Source organism: Acidipila rosea (assembly GCF_004339725.1).
GTDB classification, from domain to species: domain Bacteria; phylum Acidobacteriota; class Terriglobia; order Terriglobales; family Acidobacteriaceae; genus Acidipila; species Acidipila rosea.
The window spans coordinates 259,259-275,758 of sequence record NZ_SMGK01000003.1 but is presented as its reverse complement, the minus strand read 5'-3'; the positions used below and the strand labels follow the sequence as shown (position 1 = coordinate 275,758).

General features: G+C 57.7%; 16 protein-coding genes. 9 read left to right on the top strand and 7 right to left on the bottom strand.

Translation table 11 applies throughout. The annotated features are described in order from the left end of the window. Window positions 1–16 precede the first annotated feature (16 nt). Together fabD and C7378_RS11225 are read left to right on the top strand one after the other, a co-directional pair. Window positions 17–967: an ACP S-malonyltransferase gene (fabD, locus tag C7378_RS11230; protein WP_131996411.1), complete on the top strand. Its 951-nt coding sequence runs from the start codon at window positions 17–19 to the stop codon at window positions 965–967. Window positions 968–1,017: 50 nt separating this feature from the next. Further along, complete coding sequence (locus C7378_RS11225; protein WP_165876763.1) at window positions 1,018–2,340, top strand: zinc dependent phospholipase C family protein; 1,323 nt, start codon at window positions 1,018–1,020, stop codon at window positions 2,338–2,340. A gap of 1 nt (window position 2,341) precedes the next feature. Here C7378_RS11225 and C7378_RS11220 read toward each other — a convergent pair whose 3' ends face one another. The 4 genes from C7378_RS11220 to C7378_RS11205 all read right to left on the bottom strand — a co-directional run bounded on the left by C7378_RS11220 (window position 2,342) and on the right by C7378_RS11205 (window position 5,794). Then, the gene (locus C7378_RS11220; RefSeq protein ID WP_131996405.1) at window positions 2,342–2,587 is read right to left on the bottom strand and encodes a hypothetical protein; all 246 of its coding nucleotides are present in this window, start codon (window positions 2,585–2,587) and stop codon (window positions 2,342–2,344) included. 285 nt (window positions 2,588–2,872) lie between these two features. After that, window positions 2,873–4,318: a molybdopterin-synthase adenylyltransferase MoeB gene (gene moeB, locus C7378_RS11215; RefSeq protein WP_131996402.1), complete on the bottom strand. Its 1,446-nt coding sequence runs from the start codon at window positions 4,316–4,318 to the stop codon at window positions 2,873–2,875. Window positions 4,319–4,386: 68 nt separating this feature from the next. Beyond that, on the bottom strand, window positions 4,387–4,839 hold the full coding sequence (locus tag C7378_RS11210) for a M67 family metallopeptidase (RefSeq protein WP_131996399.1): 453 nt from the start codon (window positions 4,837–4,839) through the stop codon (window positions 4,387–4,389). Window positions 4,840–4,846: 7 nt separating this feature from the next. Continuing rightward, a complete protein-coding gene (locus C7378_RS11205; protein WP_131996396.1) occupies window positions 4,847–5,794 on the bottom strand; it encodes a PLP-dependent cysteine synthase family protein in 948 nt (315 codons plus the stop codon). A gap of 97 nt (window positions 5,795–5,891) precedes the next feature. On the opposite strand from C7378_RS11205, the gene C7378_RS11200 reads away from it, so the two are divergent. The 6 genes from C7378_RS11200 to C7378_RS11175 all read left to right on the top strand — a co-directional run bounded on the left by C7378_RS11200 (window position 5,892) and on the right by C7378_RS11175 (window position 11,853). Then, window positions 5,892–6,350, top strand: a complete 459-nt coding sequence (locus tag C7378_RS11200) for a hypothetical protein (protein ID WP_131996393.1) — start codon at window positions 5,892–5,894, stop codon at window positions 6,348–6,350. 35 nt (window positions 6,351–6,385) lie between these two features. Beyond that, window positions 6,386–7,471: a Rieske 2Fe-2S domain-containing protein gene (locus C7378_RS11195; RefSeq protein WP_131996390.1), complete on the top strand. Its 1,086-nt coding sequence runs from the start codon at window positions 6,386–6,388 to the stop codon at window positions 7,469–7,471. Continuing rightward, window positions 7,459–8,172 carry an RNA methyltransferase gene (locus tag C7378_RS11190; RefSeq protein ID WP_131996387.1) on the top strand — a complete coding sequence of 238 codons (714 nt, stop codon included), beginning with the start codon at window positions 7,459–7,461 and terminating at the stop codon, window positions 8,170–8,172. The genes C7378_RS11195 and C7378_RS11190 overlap by 13 nt, the downstream gene beginning before the upstream one ends. A gap of 190 nt (window positions 8,173–8,362) precedes the next feature. Then, window positions 8,363–9,466 carry a hypothetical protein gene (locus C7378_RS11185; RefSeq protein ID WP_131996384.1) on the top strand — a complete coding sequence of 368 codons (1,104 nt, stop codon included), beginning with the start codon at window positions 8,363–8,365 and terminating at the stop codon, window positions 9,464–9,466. Window positions 9,467–9,471: 5 nt separating this feature from the next. Beyond that, window positions 9,472–10,932: an oligosaccharide flippase family protein gene (locus tag C7378_RS11180; RefSeq protein WP_279388596.1), complete on the top strand. Its 1,461-nt coding sequence runs from the start codon at window positions 9,472–9,474 to the stop codon at window positions 10,930–10,932. A gap of 75 nt (window positions 10,933–11,007) precedes the next feature. Beyond that, window positions 11,008–11,853, top strand: coding sequence for a hypothetical protein (locus C7378_RS11175; protein ID WP_131996378.1), 846 nt, complete (start codon window positions 11,008–11,010; stop codon window positions 11,851–11,853). 107 nt (window positions 11,854–11,960) lie between these two features. Here the strand turns inward: C7378_RS11175 and fusA are convergent, their stop codons facing one another. Further along, complete coding sequence (gene fusA, locus C7378_RS11170) at window positions 11,961–14,090, bottom strand: elongation factor G (protein WP_131996375.1); 2,130 nt, start codon at window positions 14,088–14,090, stop codon at window positions 11,961–11,963. Between the two features lie 226 nt (window positions 14,091–14,316). Then, window positions 14,317–14,772, bottom strand: coding sequence for a transthyretin-like family protein (locus C7378_RS11165; RefSeq protein ID WP_131996372.1), 456 nt, complete (start codon window positions 14,770–14,772; stop codon window positions 14,317–14,319). A gap of 87 nt (window positions 14,773–14,859) precedes the next feature. Between C7378_RS11165 and C7378_RS11160 the strand changes: the two genes are divergently transcribed. Next, window positions 14,860–15,498, top strand: a complete 639-nt coding sequence (locus C7378_RS11160) for a DsbA family protein (protein WP_243648198.1) — start codon at window positions 14,860–14,862, stop codon at window positions 15,496–15,498. Window positions 15,499–15,555: 57 nt separating this feature from the next. Here the strand turns inward: C7378_RS11160 and C7378_RS11155 are convergent, their stop codons facing one another. After that, entirely contained in the window at window positions 15,556–16,497 is a 942-nt protein-coding gene (locus C7378_RS11155; RefSeq protein WP_131996366.1) for an oxidoreductase, read from the bottom strand. Window positions 16,498–16,500 lie beyond the last annotated feature (3 nt).

Sequence of the window (16,500 nt, the reverse complement as noted above, 5' to 3'; positions counted from 1 at the left end):
TGAACGAACGTACGACATGAACACAAATAAGATCGTTTTTCTTTTTCCGGGACAAGGTTCGCAGGCAGTTGGAATGGGCCGCAATCTGTTCGAACAGTTCACCGAGGCCCGCCAGACATTTGAGGAAGCTGACGACGCCCTGGGCTTCTCCCTTTCGAAGCTGTGCTTCGACGGCCCGGAGGAGCAGCTCCGCCTCACCGAATTCACCCAGCCGGCCATCTTTACCGTCTCCATCGCCGCCCAGCGGGTGCTCGCCGCGCATGGCGTCACACCGGCTTATGTCGCCGGCCACTCGCTCGGCGAGTACTCGGCCAACGTCGCCGCCGGCTCCATCTCTTTTCGCGATGCCGTCACCACCGTGCGCAGCCGTGGCAGCTTCATGCAGGACGCGGTTCCAGCCGGCGAGGGCGCAATGGCGGCCATTCTGGGCCTGCCCGCCGACGTGGTCATCGAGCTTTGCGGCAAGGCCGCTGCAGAGACCGCAGCCGTGGTCTCCGCAGCCAATATCAACTCGCCGGAGCAGACCGTCATCTCCGGCGCAGTCATCGCGGTTGAGCGCGCAGCCGCGCTCGCTAAGGAAGCAGGTGCGAAGCGAACCGTAATGCTGCCGGTCAGCGCTCCGTTCCACTGCGCACTAATGCTGCCAGCTCAGGACCGTCTCTCCGAACTGCTGCTGGCGCTTCCTTTCGCAGACTCGCAGGTTCCCGTGGCCATCAATGTCGATGCGACGCTCGAGACTGCCGCGGATACTCTCCGTGATGCTCTCATCCGCCAGGTATCGGGAGCCGTACGCTGGGTCGAGTGCATCCGCCTCTTAACTGCGCAGCAACCCACTCACTTCATTGAGGTAGGTCCGGGGAAAGTTCTCGGCGGCCTGATGCGGCAGATCGACCGCAGCCAGCCTTATCTGAATGTTGAAGATCAGGCCAGCCTGGATAAGACGTTGGCGGCGCTCAAGTCAAGTTAAGAAAGGGCGGCATAGAAGTGCGGCGACAAAGCAGTCTGAAACTCGCAGTTGTGTTCTGCCTGATTGCGTTGCTCCTTACGCCGCCCCCCGCGGGCGCTTACGCAGTGCTCTCTCATGAGGAGGTGGTGGACCTCGCCTGGCACAGCCACATCAAGCCACTCCTGCTCGCCCGCTATCCTCATCTCACGCCCGATCAGTTGACCGAGGCTCACGCCTACGCCTACGGCGGCTGCATCATTCAGGACATCGGCTACTATCCCTTCGGCAGCCACTTCTTCAGCGACCTGCTGCACTACGTCCGCACCGGAGACTTCGTCAACAATCTCCTCCGTGAATCGACAGACAGCAACGAGTTCGCCTTCGCACTGGGTGCTCTCGCCCACTATTCCGCCGACGCCTACGGACATCCCGCCGTCAACATCGCCACCGCTCAGGAATACCCGAAGCTGCGCGACAAATACGGCCATGTCGTGACCTATGACGACAGCCCGGAAGCCCACCTGCAGACTGAATTCGGATTCGACGTGGTTGAGGTTACAGAGCGCCATTACGCACCCGAGCAGTATCACGACTTCATCGGCTTCAAAGTAGCGAAGCCGCTGCTCGAGCGCGCCTTCCGCGATACCTATGGCTTTGAAGTCAATCAGATCATGCCGCATGAAGACACCGCCATCGGCACCTACAGGCACACAGTTTCCGGTCTTCTGCCCAAGATGACAGGCGTCGCCCTGCTCAATTACCGCAAGCAGATCGAAGAGAGTAATCCCGGCTTTGTGCCGAAAAAATTCATCTATCGCATGGACAAGTCCAGCTATGAGCGCGAGTTTGGCAGCGACTACCGCAAGCCCGGCGTGGGAGCGCATATCCTGGCCTTCTTCATCGCCATCCTGCCGAAGATCGGCCCGCTCAGGGCTCTCAAGCTGCGCATGCCGGACGCGAAATCGCAGGAGCTCTTCCTCAAGAGCATGGATAGAACGGTGGATCACTACAAGGAGTATCTGAGCCAGATCCGCAATGAACCGATCAACCAGGCTCATGTAACCCTGGAAGACCGAAACCTCGATACCGGCACGAGGACCCAGGCAGGGAACTACAAGCTCGCCGACCAGACCTACGCCAATCTGCTGGCGAAGATCGAGGAGAAGCCGGACGTCCCCATCCCCGGCGCTTTGCGCGCCAATATCCTGGCTTACTACAAGAGCAACAAGCTGAACTACGTCGCACTCAACAGGAAGAAGTGGAAGAAGACACAGGCTGACCTCAAACTGCTTGAGAAGGCTCGTGTCACAGATGTCAAGATTTCCGATCAGCCGACGGACATGCAGCAGAAGCCGGTCGCGCTCACCCCGGCTCCTGCCACAGGAATGCGATAAGCTACATCACCAGCGCGACCCGTTCGAGTTCTGCCTGCATACACTCGATGGAGCAGCCTGCCACTTCAAGGCGCAGCACCGCATCCCGCAGCAGCGCCGAGTCCACTCCATAACCACGTCCCGCCAGGAACAATGAAAGCATCTGGCTCGCCTGCCACGAGTCGATCCCCGATTGAAGTAAGTCGCTGCGCAAGTTGGATAGCTCTGTCCCTGAAAATTGTTCGATCCTGCCCGTCTGATCAGCCATGCTACCCCTCAATCACTCAATTTCTAAAAACCACATTTCCCAGCAATGCAAATTACGTTCCGTTTAAAGGTACGTTGCAGATTGATGACAGATTGGTTTGATCTGCTGAATGAAATTTCTTTGGCGAAATTCCTTTTTTTCACGCGATCACCATAAAAAGTCCGAAAATCAAGCCCAATAAAAAACGCAGCCAACAATCCGAAAGCCTCTGCTCCGGAGTTCGCTGCGCTTTTTATGCTTCCTGGACACACCCCATAGTTACATGGTGGCGGTAACTTTAATACCTCAATACTTCGGAACAGTCGGATCGATCTCCGCCGACCACGCGTTGATGCCTCCAGCCAGATTCTGCACTTTGGTGAAGCCATTCTGCTTCAGGAACTCCGCCGCCTTCTGGCTGCGTCCTCCCATCTTGCAGTGGACGACGATCTCACGGCTCGCGTCCAGTTCGCTCACTCGCTTCGGCAGATCATTCAGCGGAATCAGGTGTCCGCCCATGCTCGCGATCTGGAACTCGTAGGGCTCACGAACATCGAGAACGAAGACATCATCCTTCGCATCCAGACGGCGCTTCAGGTCCATTGGCGTAATCTGCTCGATGCCGTTCAGCACCGCTGCTGGCGCCGCCGCCGGCTGTATACCGCAGAACTGGTCATAGTCGATCAGCTTGGTCACCGTAGGATTCGTACCGCACACCGGGCACTCCGGATTCTTGCGCAGCTTCAGCTCGCGAAACTTCATGCCCAGCGAATCGACCAGCAGCAGCCTGCCTATCAGCGGATCGCCCTTGCCCAGAATCAGCTTGATGACCTCCGTCGCCTGGATGATCCCAACCAGTCCCGGCAGAATCCCGAGCACTCCGCCCTCGGCGCAGGAGGGCACCAGCCCCGGCGGTGGCGGCTCAGGGTAGAGGCAGCGATAGCAGGGGCCTTCCTCGGTCGCAAAAACGCTGGCCTGCCCCTCAAACCGGAAAATCGATCCATAAGCATTCGGCTTGCCGCTGAGCACGCAGGCGTCATTCACCAGGTATCGCGTTGGAAAGTTATCGGTGCCGTCGGCGACGATATCGTAGTCCTTGATGATGTCCAGCGCGTTCTGGCTCGTAAGCATCGTCTCGTGCTTCACGATCTTCATGTGGGGATTCAGCGCCGAAAGCTTATCGGCCGCCGAGTCGATCTTCGGGCGCCCCACGTCTTTGGTCGAGTGGATGATCTGCCGCTGCAGGTTGCTCTCGTCAACCACGTCAAAATCCACCAGCCCCAGCGTTCCGATGCCGGCCGCCGCAAGGTAGAAAGCCAGCGGCGCGCCCAGTCCGCCCGTGCCGACGCAGAGCACCTTGGCCGCCTTCAGCCTCTGCTGGCCTTCCATGCCTACTTCCGGCAGGATCAGGTGACGCGAGTAGCGGGCCATTTCAGCCGTGCTCAGCTCCGGCAGCGCCGTGGCTTCTTCCATCACCGGCGCACCGCCTGCAATTGAAGGAATAATCGAGAGCGAATCGGCCTCGCTCACCGGCGTCGAGTCCTTTGCGGGAAGGTAGCGGATATCTTCGTCATTCAGGTAGACATTCACGAAGGCGCGCAGCTTGCCGTCTTCGGAGTAGAGGTGCTTCTTCAGGTCCGGATGCTCTTCGGTGAGCTGACCGAGGGCTTCCCCGACGGTTGTTGCGTTGACACTGACTGAGTCCTGCTTGCCTGCGTAGACACGCAGAGGCGTAGGGATATGAATCTTCATGGCTTTCAGGAACCTTTTCTGTCTGTTTAGAGGCGAAAACACGGCGCCGCGATGCAAAGCGCCCTTGATCAGAGAGCAGCCACGCTACATCGCTCGACTTCAAGTGCCTCATCCAGAAAGGCTTTATCGTCTTCGCCGGAGCCCGTGAGCAGGAAGGAATTTGTTACGGTGGCACGGCCCTTCTGGACAGACGTAATGACATACGAACAGCCCAGCCAGTGGGCCTCGGCAAAATCCGTTTTAGACCACTGCGCCGGGTGATCCGGGTGCGAGTGGTAGAAGCCAACAATATCCAGCCCGCGTTCACGGCCCTGGCGCTGTATCTTCACCAGTTCCTGCGGGGCGATGTTGTAGCGGTTGTGGGCCGAATCCGTGCGGGTATTCCCGGCGCGGACGGCATCTTCGACGCAGTTCACGTCGCCCTCGGAGCGGCCCAGCAGCACGCCGCAACACTCATGAGGGTAGGTTTCCTCCCCATGGGTTCGCATCGCGCTATAGACCTGCTCGCTCAACTTCAGCATTGGCCGCTCACTCCTCCCAGAACCGTTCACTCAGGTATTTATCAGCTGAGTCACATAGAATTGTAACGATAATCGCTTCTTTTCCGCGCGCAGCTTCTTCCTCGGCGATCTTCAGCGACGCCACCACCGCAGCCGCAGCCGAAATCCCCACTAGCAACCCCTGCGTCCGCGCCAGCCGCTTGGCCATGGCATAGGCGGCCTCCGTCTCGACCTCCAGGTTGCGGTCCGCCAGCGCCGGATCATAGATCGGAGGCACGATCGCGGTCGCCATATGCTTCAAACCCTCAAGCCCGTTAAAAGGTGAATCCGGCTGCATCGAAATGCACTGGATCTCCGGGTTCAGCTCCTTCAGCCGTCGCGTCGTCCCCATGAAGGTGCCGCTGGTGCCGAGTCCCGCCACAAAGTGTGTCAGCCGCCCGTCCGTCTGCTGCCAGATCTCGTTCGCCGTAGAGTGATAATGCGCCTGCCAGTTGGCATCATTGCCATACTGGTCGGCGTAGTAGTACTTCTCCGGCTCCGCTGCCGCCAGCGCGCGCGCCTTGCGAATGGCCCCGTCTGAGCCGTCATTCGGATCCGTCCACACAATCTCCGCGCCGTAGGCCTGGAGGATCTTCTTGCGCTCCAGCGAGACGTTCGAAGGCATACAGAGCGTCACCCCAAACCCGCGTGCAGCCCCCAGCATGGCGTAGGCGATGCCAGTATTCCCGCTGGTTGCGTCTAGCAGGTGCTTACCCGGCGTCAGCAGCCCCTTGCGCTCGGCGGCGTCCACAATGGCCGACGCCGCACGGTCCTTCACGGAGCCGCCGGGGTTCGCCCACTCCGCCTTGCCGGCGATCAGCACGCCGGGCAGGTGCGCCGTCAGCCGATCCAGCCGGATAAGTGGCGTGTTGCCAACGCGCTCGGCAATAGTCGTGCCTAAAGTTCGAGTGGTCAATGTTTCTGTCAGGGTAGCCATTCGTTGCAACGCGTCCTCTGAATATGCGACAGTGAAGAAGACCGCCTGCTCCCAGTGTAGCTTTTACGCACCGGCTGCAGCAATGCACGGGAAGCCAATGCCTAAGAAAACCAAGCCACTCAGCTTCGACGAAATCGTCAGCCGTCTTCGCAGTCTTCAGTTTGATGTTCGTCCCGCCTCTCAGGGTGCAAACGGAATGCTCGTCGCCAAATACGGCTGCGCTGCCGTCCTCGCCCCGGCCGAGAAGGGTCAGGGAGCTGTTCTCACCGTCAAGAGCGGAGTCCTGCTGGCGGGTGAGATCGCCCATATCCTCGATCGCGGCTTTCAGAAAATGCTCACCAACAGCAAGATCACCGTCGCCGCGACGGCGGATCGGTTGAAGGCTCTCCACCTGTTTCAGGAGGAGCTGACCGAGGTGATCGGTGCCGAAAGCTTTTACAATCAGGCGCTTGGAACGACCAGCGACGTCTACATGTATGACCGCGTCAAAGGCCGTGATCTGCCGGCGGCAAAGCGTCCGGTTCCCGCATGGGAGCTGCCCGCCGAGACCCACTGAAGCCCGGTGCTCCGCCCACGGCGCAAGATCATCTCATGACTACCCTCGCCGGCCCCGCGGCAACTCTGATCTATGACGACTGGTACCCTGCTCTGCGCAGTGATCTTCTGCAGGGCAGGACAGTCGTCAAGGCCCTGCTCCTCGGCATCCCGATGGTACTCGGACGCAGGGACGACGGCCGCATCTTCGCGATGCGTGACAGCTGCCCCCATCGCGGCATCCCGCTCTCCTGCGGCTGGTTCGACGGCAAGGCGCTCACCTGCAAGTACCACGGCTGGGCCTTTGAGCCGGTCAGCGGCCAGTGCCTTGAGATTCCGTCCCTTACCTCGAAGGACACCCTCGATCCTCACAAAATTTATGCCGGAGCCTTTCCCTGCGAAGAGCGCGACGGCTACGCCTGGGTTTACGTACCCCAGCCCGGCGCCGGACGCATACGCGTGGGCGAAGCCACTCTGCCGCCCATCCCGGAAGCCCCGAAATTCGGCGCCAGGTTCAAGAGCGCACACCTGACCGCCGACCTGCCCTGCAACGTGGATCACGGCATCATCGGCCTCATGGATCCGGCACACGGGCCCTTCGTACATCAGGCCTGGTGGTGGCGAAAGCGCGCCAGCATTCACGAAAAGGAGAAGCACTTCGAGCCGATCGCTCAGGGCTTCAGAATGTCGGCTCACGCGCCGTCGGGAAACAGTGCCCCTTACAAGCTGCTCGGCGTCTACGGCGAACCGATCACAACCACCATCGACTTCGTGCTGCCCAACCGGCGTTATGAGACGATCCGCTGCGGCGCAAAATGGTTTTCGAGCCTCACCACCGTGACCCCCGTGACAGCGAGCACCTGCAGGATTGATGTCTACGCCGCATGGAACGTCTTCTATGCCGTTCCTTTTGTCACTGCAATCGCAAAATTCTTCGGCAGGCGCTTCGTCGGTCAGGACCAGCTGACCATGATCCAGCAGGCAGAGGGCCTGCGCTACGATCCCGCCCTCATGCTGATCGATGACGCCGACCGCCCCGCCAAGTGGTACTTCGCCCTCAAGCAGGCTCGCCTCGACGCAGCTCCAGGTGCCGAAGTAAAAAATCCCCTCAACGGCCCGGTGACCCTCCGATGGCGGAGCTGATTGTAGTCCTGGTCCGCACGCGGAACCCGCTAAATATAGGCGCAGCTGCACGGGCCATGAGCAACTTCGGCATCTCGCAGCTGCGCGTCGTCCAGCCTTATGAAGCCGCGTTTCGCGAAGCCCGCAGCGCAGTAGGTGCTGCCAGGCTGCTGGCCGAGGCGCAGGAGTTCACATCGGTTGCAGCGGCAGTTGCCGACTGCTCGCTGGTCGTCGGCACCACCGCGGCAAAAGACCGCGAACTCCATCACCCACTCTTGCGCCTCGAGCAGGCAGCCCCCCTGCTCAGGCAGCATCCCGGAGCAAAAACCGCACTCCTCTTTGGCTCGGAGAAGACAGGGCTTTCCATAGAAGACATGAGCCACTGCCACTGGCTGGTGCGTATTCCTACCCGCGAAGAACACAGCTCGATGAACCTGGGACAGGCCGTGGCAATCTGTCTTTATGAAATGGTCAGACAATCACCAGCCGCACATGACTATGGCACAAGCGAAACAGCGCCTCAGGCGACGCTTGAAAGACTAACTGCTTTTCTCTATGAAACGTTGGTCTCGAGTGGGTATGTAAAGGGTGGCGCAGAAGACATGATCAAAACAAAGGTCCGCAGATTAGTAAGACGTCTCTCTCCGAACGCAAATGACGCCGATCTTTTACTCGGGATGCTGCGCAAAATTGCACGGCTGTCCAATCCATCACAAAATTAAGACACTCAGATTTTTATATTGAGAGCTCACGATTACTTGGGTGACGCAGGTGCTCCCTGTTAGACTCAAGGTCTACTACTCATTCAGCAAGTAAGTAATCAGGTCTTCATCACTAGGCGGGTGATTATGCGGAATCGTGCCTGTCAGTGCTTGAATATTCCATCGAAAGATAGGAAGGTCTTCACTGTATATGCAAGCAGCCTTCACGAACGGTAAGGGTCCAAAGGTTCTCTATCTGCCCAATGAGGGTGATTTTCGCGAAGAAAGCCGTCAAGTCGGGGGCCGCGCAGCATTCGCCGAGATGGCTCAGGATGGGACGATTGGTGAGCTTTTAATTTACAGCTTTTTAGCTGACTGGAGAAGCGACAGAAATCAAGCCCGTTGTCATGAAGCATTGCTGACGCATGTACGGTCCTTCCAGCCAGACATAATATTCTGGCAACACCCATCTGAATACCCCCTGAGTTCCGAATTCATTCGTGCAATACGCGCTTGCGGAAGTTCGCCACTTATTGCTTACCACGAAGGGGACCCCTATGACCGCTTCTATAAAAAAATCACCCCTACGACCAAAACTCTGTATGTAGAGTCAGACATCTTTTGGACAACCGGCCTGGGAATGCCTCGCCGCTTATTTAGCGAGCTTAGGGTGCACCCGCATTTTTACTACTCCCCGTCAAGCTTTGACCGTGAAAGATTTGGCTCTGAACCAATCGACATTTTGAAGCTGGGTAGCAAATATGACGCCGTAATGTTCGGCACCATCGCTACTAAGTGGCGGTCATTATTCAAGCAGCCAGACTCGATGCAACGCGTTCGCCTTGCTCGTAAGTTTGCGCACTTATTTGGAGATCGCTTTGCAGCGTTTGGACGGGGGTGGCCCAGAAAAACAAACTCGAGGGGTCCCATCTCCTACGGCAGCCAGGCTGAGGTCATTCAGCTATCCAGGATGTCCGTCATATGGGATCTCTATCCTCACTCTACATTCTATTTCTCTGATCGACTACCGATTGCCTTAGGCTCAGGAGTGCCCTTCATTACAAATGGGCGCAAGGGTTTGGACGTCGTTCTAGGCAGGGCTCCCGGGCTATATCTCGTGGATACGATCGAGGATGCTTTGGATGTCGCTGTCTATCTTAGGGGTTTACCTATAGAGGAAATAGCCGACATCGGATTGGCTGCGCGGGCATGGGCCTTAGAAAATCTGGAAGCACGTGCGGTATTCAGACGCGCATTTGAAACTTGCCGCCGCCAGCGCGCAAAGTCGCAGCAGATTCCCGAGAATAATTTGTGAGTGAAATGGACGAAAGCAGACACTCGCACCTGCGATGGAGCTATCTATCTACAATTTCGACCGCTGGCATGCAACTGCTAGCCTCGGCAACTATAACTCGCTTCCTGCAGCCCAGAGATTATGGGTTGGCGGCCATGGCCATGCTTTGCGCCAGTATGGCCAACTACTTTACCCAATTGGGAATGGGCCGGGCAATCATTCAGAAACCTGGGCTGACCGAAGGAAATATTCGAGCGGCGTTTTCGCTAAGCCTTGCAACCGGATTCGGGGGGTTCATACTCCTTAGTGCACTCTCTCCACTTTTAGCTCTATATTTTCGCGAGCCCAGACTAACCCCAATCATCATTGCCTTTGGTCTTAGCCTTATCTTTCAGGCATCTTCCGGAGTTGCGGGTGGACTATTGAGACGTGAGTTTCGAATCCGCGATCTGGCGATCTGTGACTTTTTGGGATATTTGCTTTCTACGTTCGGGCTCGGTCTTCCCTTGGCGATGAAAGGGTTTGGCGTGTGGGCATTGGTGGCCAGCAATGTCTCGCAACCATTAATTGGATCCATCGCGTACCATATCGCAAGGCCGCACCCGATGAAGCCCACCTTCAAAAGAGCAGATTACAGACATATAGGGACCTTTGGCGGTAAAGCATCCTTCACTACTTCAATAGAGGCTCTTGGCGGCTCACTAGATACTATTCTGATGGGACGATTAGTCAGCCCAACTTTGCTTGGCATTTACAATCGCAGTCTCACCCTGAGCACGCAGCCGGGATACAGCCTTTCAATGGGTCTTACACGCGTGTTCCACCCTACTATCGCCCGCGCGGCAGAGCGGAGTCTCGCCGAGTGCCATAAGATCTTAACCTCCAGTGAGCGCCAACTTATGGCCTTGATCCTTCCATTTTGTGCAGGGGCAGGTGTTGCTGCACCTACTGTGATCCCGGTCATCTTTGGGCGTCAGTGGACTTCCGCCGTACCCGTTTTCCAGGTACTCTGCGTCGTCGCTGCACTAGATGCGAGTTATCATCTCCCTAACATCCAGCTAGAAGTGTTGAGTCTCTTTCGCCGCAAGTTGCTAGTGCAAATTACCTTTGCACTAGCATTTGGTGCAGGCGTCTTATTGGTTGCCCACAAAGGCATCGTCGCGGTCGCCTTGGTCTATGCTGGCCTTGAAGTTATTAGAACCAACACTCTGCATTTGATTAGTGCCCGCTCGCTCAAAAGCAGTTACTGGTCGCTCGTCTCTAGTTGGATTCCGGGATTGATTTGTGCATTTATCGTTGGTTTTTTTCTATACTTCACGCAGAAATATTTAATCGCCTCGGATCTGGTAATTCCGGTAATCAGGCTGGCTATGCTCATCGCATTAGCCGGTGCAACTACAGTTGCGGTTTATAGGCTTCTTTACAGAACGACCGTGTACCAGCCGTGGATATCACTTTTCCGGAGACAGAGTCAAAAGGTCGGTTGATAAAGTGGATCTTAAGCGGAAGATATTTTTTGGAATTTAGTTTGTAGGACACTGGCTCACGAAAAGGAAGGCTAGATGCAGAAAATTCAGTTCGATGATTTGACCCAGTCCCAATTGCCCATGGCTGACGTTACTTTATTCGTCAGTTCGAGTGATGATTACGAAGATTGCTGGCTTCCATTCTTTACTTTGCTAAAAAAGTTCTGGCCGGATTGCACTCTTCCCATCATCTTGAACACGGAGAACAAGTCGTTTTCATTAGAAGGGCTGAACATCCTTTGTACTCAGACTGGAAAGCAAAGCAGTTTTGGCAAGACTTTCCATGCGGGCCTTGAACACGTTAAGACCCCGAACATCCTTCTTATTATGATTGACTACTTCATCATGAAAGAGGTCAATCTTCGCTACTTACGAGATGCCTACTCTGCATTTATAGAGGAGAACCTCGATGCGATCTACCTGGTAGACATGAAAACAATCAAAGAAACCAAGGCGCTGCGCGACAACCTCTTCCTCATAGCGGGCCCAGGTCAGGACCGTTTTTCTTTCCAAGCTGCTCTTTGGAAAAAATCAAGTATTAGGAAATATGTACTCAAGCATGAAAACCCGTGGCTGTCCGAGTACTTTGGTTCACTTAGGTTTAAGTATTCCAACGATCGAATTGCATTTGTAGATGAGAGTGCTGAACCTTTCAAATATCTACATACTGGCGCCCTCCATAAGGGAGGATGGATTAAAGAAACTGTTCCTGACTTAGAGAATCTTGGAATCTCTCTCGACTGGCAAAAGCGTGGTTTTTACAGTTGGAGGAAGCTTTCTCTACTTCAAAGACTTAAGAAGCGGCGGAGAACTGCAACACAGGAAGTTAAGTCCCGCTTGCATCTTATCGGAATGAAATATGGACTGATAAAGCCTGACTGAGCTTTCGTCTATCCAATCAGCATTTATAAACCGAGATGCTCCCAACTGGCGACCGAAAACCCTCCTCTATTAACCTGGAGGAGTTTCGATCATGGATAACCTCGGCCCTACTCTTCTTCCACTGGCAGCTTCGCATTTGCAATGAGCTTCTCGGCAATAGCCTGCGGCACCACATCGTAGTGGTCCGACTCCATGTGGAAGCTGCCTCGCCCCTGCGTCATCGCAGTCAGCGCAGCTCCATAGCTGAGCATCTCCGCCATCGGCGCCTCCGCGCGAATCACCGTCACCGGCCCGCGCGTCTCCATGCCCTGCACTCGTCCGCGGCGCTGGTTCAGGTCGCCCATCAGCGCGCCTGAGAACTCCGCTGGAGCCTCAACCTCTACCCGCATTACCGGTTCCAGCAGCACAGGCCGCGCCTGCTCCATACATTTACGGAACGCGATCCGCCCCGCCATCTTGAAGGAAAGTTCGTTCGAGTCCACCTCGTGATAGCTGCCATCGAAGACCGTCGCCCGAAAATCCACCACCGGGTAGCCTGCGAGATAGCCGCGCGCAGCCGACTCGACCACGCCCTTCTCCACGGCAGGAACAAACTGCCGCGGGATCGCCCCGCCAAAGATGTCGTTGACGAACTCAAAGCCCGCGCCGCGCGGAAGCGGCTCGATCCGCAGTTTGCAGTCGCCATACTGCCCATGACCGCCGGACTGCTTCTTGTGGCGACCCTGCGCCTCGGCGCGACCACGTATCGTCTCGCGATACGGCACCTTCGGAGCCTTCAGCGTCACCTCCGTGTGATAGCGCCGCCGCAGCCGCGAAACAATCGCCTCGATATGCGGCTGTCCCGCGCTCGCAATCAAAAATTCATTGGTCTGCGGGTCACGATAAAAACGGACAAGCAGATCTTCCTCCATGATCTTGTGAACAGCGGGCGCAAGCTTGTCTTCGTCCGCGCGCGTCTTCGGCTCAATCGCGTAGGTCATCGCCGGCTCCGGCAACGGCGCCGGTTCAAAGAAAATCTCATGGCCGCGCTCCCCCAGGCTATCGCCGGTTAGCGTCTCCTTCAGCTTCGCAACCGCACCAAGATCGCCTGCATGCAACACGTCCACCGGCACAAGCGTGCGCCCCTGCATGATGGAAAGATGCGCAAGCCGCTCCGTTGTCTTGCGGGAGTAGTTCACCACCGTCGCATCGCTGGCAACTGTCCCTGAGAAGACCTTGAACAGCGAGATACGCCCCGCGAACGGATCCGTCATTGTCTTGAACACATACAGCGCCAGCGGCTCACCATCCTCCACCTTGCGCATCACGATCTCCTGCGAGGCATCCGCCGCGGCGCCATTGGCGCTCGCGCCCACCTCCTGGCTCATGGCGCGTGCCGCCACAGGCCCGCGCTCCGCAGGGGCAGGCGCATATACCTTCAAAAAGTCCAGCAGGTGATCCGCGCCTACGCCCGTGAGTCCGCTGGCAAAGAGCACCGGAAAGATGCGGTCTTCGCGGATCGCCTCATGCAGCGCGGTGATGAGGTGCTGCTCCGGGATCGTGCCCTCGGCAAAGAACTCTTCCATCAGTTCATCTTTGCCTTCAGCCACCAGCTCCACCAGCTCTTCATGCGCAGCCGTGGCCATGTCGCGCAGCTGCTCGGGCATCTCCCCGATCCGTCCGCGGCCATCGCCGCCCGGCGTGTAGTAGAAGGCTTCCATCGTCACCAGGTCGATCACCCCTTCAAAGCCGCTCGCTCCTGTAATCGGCAACTGCACCGGCGTCAGCGTTCGGCCAAAGCTTTCGCGCAGCCCTTCGAGGGTTGAGGACACCTCTGCCCGCGCGTGATCCATCTGGTTGATCACCACCACCCGCGGCAGGTTGAACTCCTCGGCATACTTCCACACGCGCCGCGTCACTTCCTCCGCGCCCGAGGTTGCATTCACAACCACCATGGCCGCCTCCACCGGCATCATTGCGCAGCGCGCCTCGTGCGCGTACAGGTGAAAGCCCGGCGTGTCGACAATGTTCACCTTCACCCCGCTCCACTCGGCAAACGCGACAGCGTTCAGCATCGTGGTGCCGCGAGCGACTTCCTCTTCGTCGTAGGCAGTCACAGCCGTGCCGTCCTCAACTCTGCCCATCCGGGGAGTCATCTGGGCAGCATGCAGCAGCGCGGAGACAAGCGTCGTCTTGCCGCTGTGCGCGTGCCCCACCACTGCTACATTGCGAATCTCACTTCCGGAATAAGCTTTCATCGTGTGCTCCTGATGGCAGCAGACAAAGGAGTTGCAAAGGCGTCGCGAGGGGCGTCTGAGGGGTTGCTGCCGAATTGCGATCTCTGCAACTCATAGGAAGCAACGGACGCAGCTTTCAAGCGTTAAAAATAACCACGTCCTGAAGAGCGCAAATGGTAGCACACCGCAGGGCGCAGTGGGCAAGCCCCTTCCGATGGAGATACGAAGGAATGTGTCTGCCGCGTTGTCAGCAGATCGACGGCTGTCCCGGATCGCACGGCTCAACAATCAGCTTGAGCTGGTGAAGATTGGAGAAGCTTCCCAGCGTCACATCGGCGCGCATCAACTCTTTCACGTCGCCCGTGGCACTGACTGAGGACTGGCTTCCGCAACTCGCCGCCAACCCCTCGCGCCCCAGGTACGCCAGGCACCCGACCATGCGTTGGAAGAGCGGCGCGCGCATCGTCCGTTCAGGGAACGATACTCGCCCGTCCGCATCTGTCGTGCGCTGCTCCGTGTGTTCCTTTCGCTCGACTGAGGTCTGCCACCACACCTCACTCACCGGTGCAGTGGCCATCGGCTTGTTGAACTGGTTCAGCAGCGTCACTTCATAGGGCGGCGCCACCGTAATCTTTGCCGGATAAGCAAAAAACAGTACGACCAGCGCAGCCCCGCCCCACCAGGAAATCTGTTTCTTGCTCATTGGTTGCAGTATCTCCTCTTTTGCTTTCATCTTGAAAGCAGGAACCGGCTCCCGGTTCGATACAATTTAATCAGTATGCGAGCCTTCGTGCGCCTGACAAGTAGCGTTCCTCTCTTCGCCGTCCTTTTTGCCGGCACTTTTTTCCTGCTCGGCCATCCGCAGTCTGCCCACGCGCAGACGCAGACCACCCCCGTGCACAACGCCCGCGCGCTGAAGCCGCCACCGGGAGCACGCGTCGCCATCCTTGAGTTTGACGACATGGAGTGCCCTGACTGCGCCCGCGCCAATCCGCTGCTCAAAGAGGCGGCCGAGAAATACCACATCCCCTGGGTCCGCCACGACTTCCCGCTCCCTTTTCATACCTGGAGCTTTGACGCTGCCGTCGATGCGCGCTGGTTCGACACCAAATCGAAAAAGATCGGCGACGAGTTCCGCGACGAAGTCTTTGCGAATCAGCCCTCGATCCAGACCCAGGACGACCTTCGCGCCTTCGCCCAGAAATTCGCCCAGGCGCACAATCTGGCCTTTCCCTTTGTCGTTGACCCGCAGGGCAAGCTGGCCGCAGCAGTCAAGGCAGACTACGATCTCGGGCAAAGCATCGGTATTCAACACACCCCGACCATCTGGATCGTGACCAACAAGACCAGCGGCGTGCCGTTTGTCGAGGTTGTAGACCGGACTCGCCTCTATCAGCTCATTGACGAAGCGCTGGCCGAAACCAAGTAGCCGCTGATCGTCATTGCCTCACCGATAAGGCCCGCATTCTCAACACGAGCGCGGGCCTTATCGCTTCAGCCCTTCGAATATCTCGCCCGTAAGCTGTTCAGACAGCTTCCAAAGCCGCTGCGCCGCAGCCTCGTCATAGGCCTGCGCCTCGGCTTTCACCTCCACCGGATAGCCGCGCATCTCGCGAAATCCATCCGGCCCGTAATATCCTCCACCCCTCACCATCGGCGCGCTCGCCCCATAGAGTGTGGGCAAAGCCCCTTGCGCATCCGTCTGTGAGGTCAGTGCAATAAAAGCCGGGATGGTCTTCGCGAGCAGTCCGCCACCCTGCCCCGGTCCTGCCTGAAAGAGATTGGTGTTGGCCACTCCGGGATGAACAGCAAGGCTGATGGCATTTGAGTCCGTACGTCGCAACCTGCGCTCCAGCTCAAAGGCGAAGTAAAGATTCGCGAGCTTCGACTGCCGATAGGCAGGCCATGGCTTGTAGTCGCGCGTCCAGTTCAGGTCGTCGAAACGAATGTGCCCGCCGCGATGTGCAATCGAGCTGACTGTCACGATCCGCGGATGCGGCGCCGCCTGCACCGCAGGCAGCAGCATGCTGGTCAGCGCAAAATGCCCCAGGTGGTTCGTCCCGATCTGCTTCTCGAAGCCGTTGTCGGTGAACTGCCGCTCCGGCAGCGCCATCACCCCGGCATTGTTCACCAGCAGGTCGAGCACGCGGCCGCTGGTGAGAAATTCCCTGGCGGCTCCGCGAATCGAGGCCAGATTCGCCAGGTCGAGCTGCAGCAGCTCAACGGCAGCCTGCGGCAGTTCCTGCAGGATGCGCTGCCTTGCCGCGGCGCCCTTCTGCAGATCGCGGCACGCCAGGATCACTGCCGCGCCTGCACGGGCCAGTTCCATGGCCGCATGAAAGCCGATGCCGCTGTTCGCGCCAGTGATCAGCGCCAGCTTGCCCGCCTGAGAAGGAATCTCTGCCGCAGTCCACTTGTTCACTGCCATCGT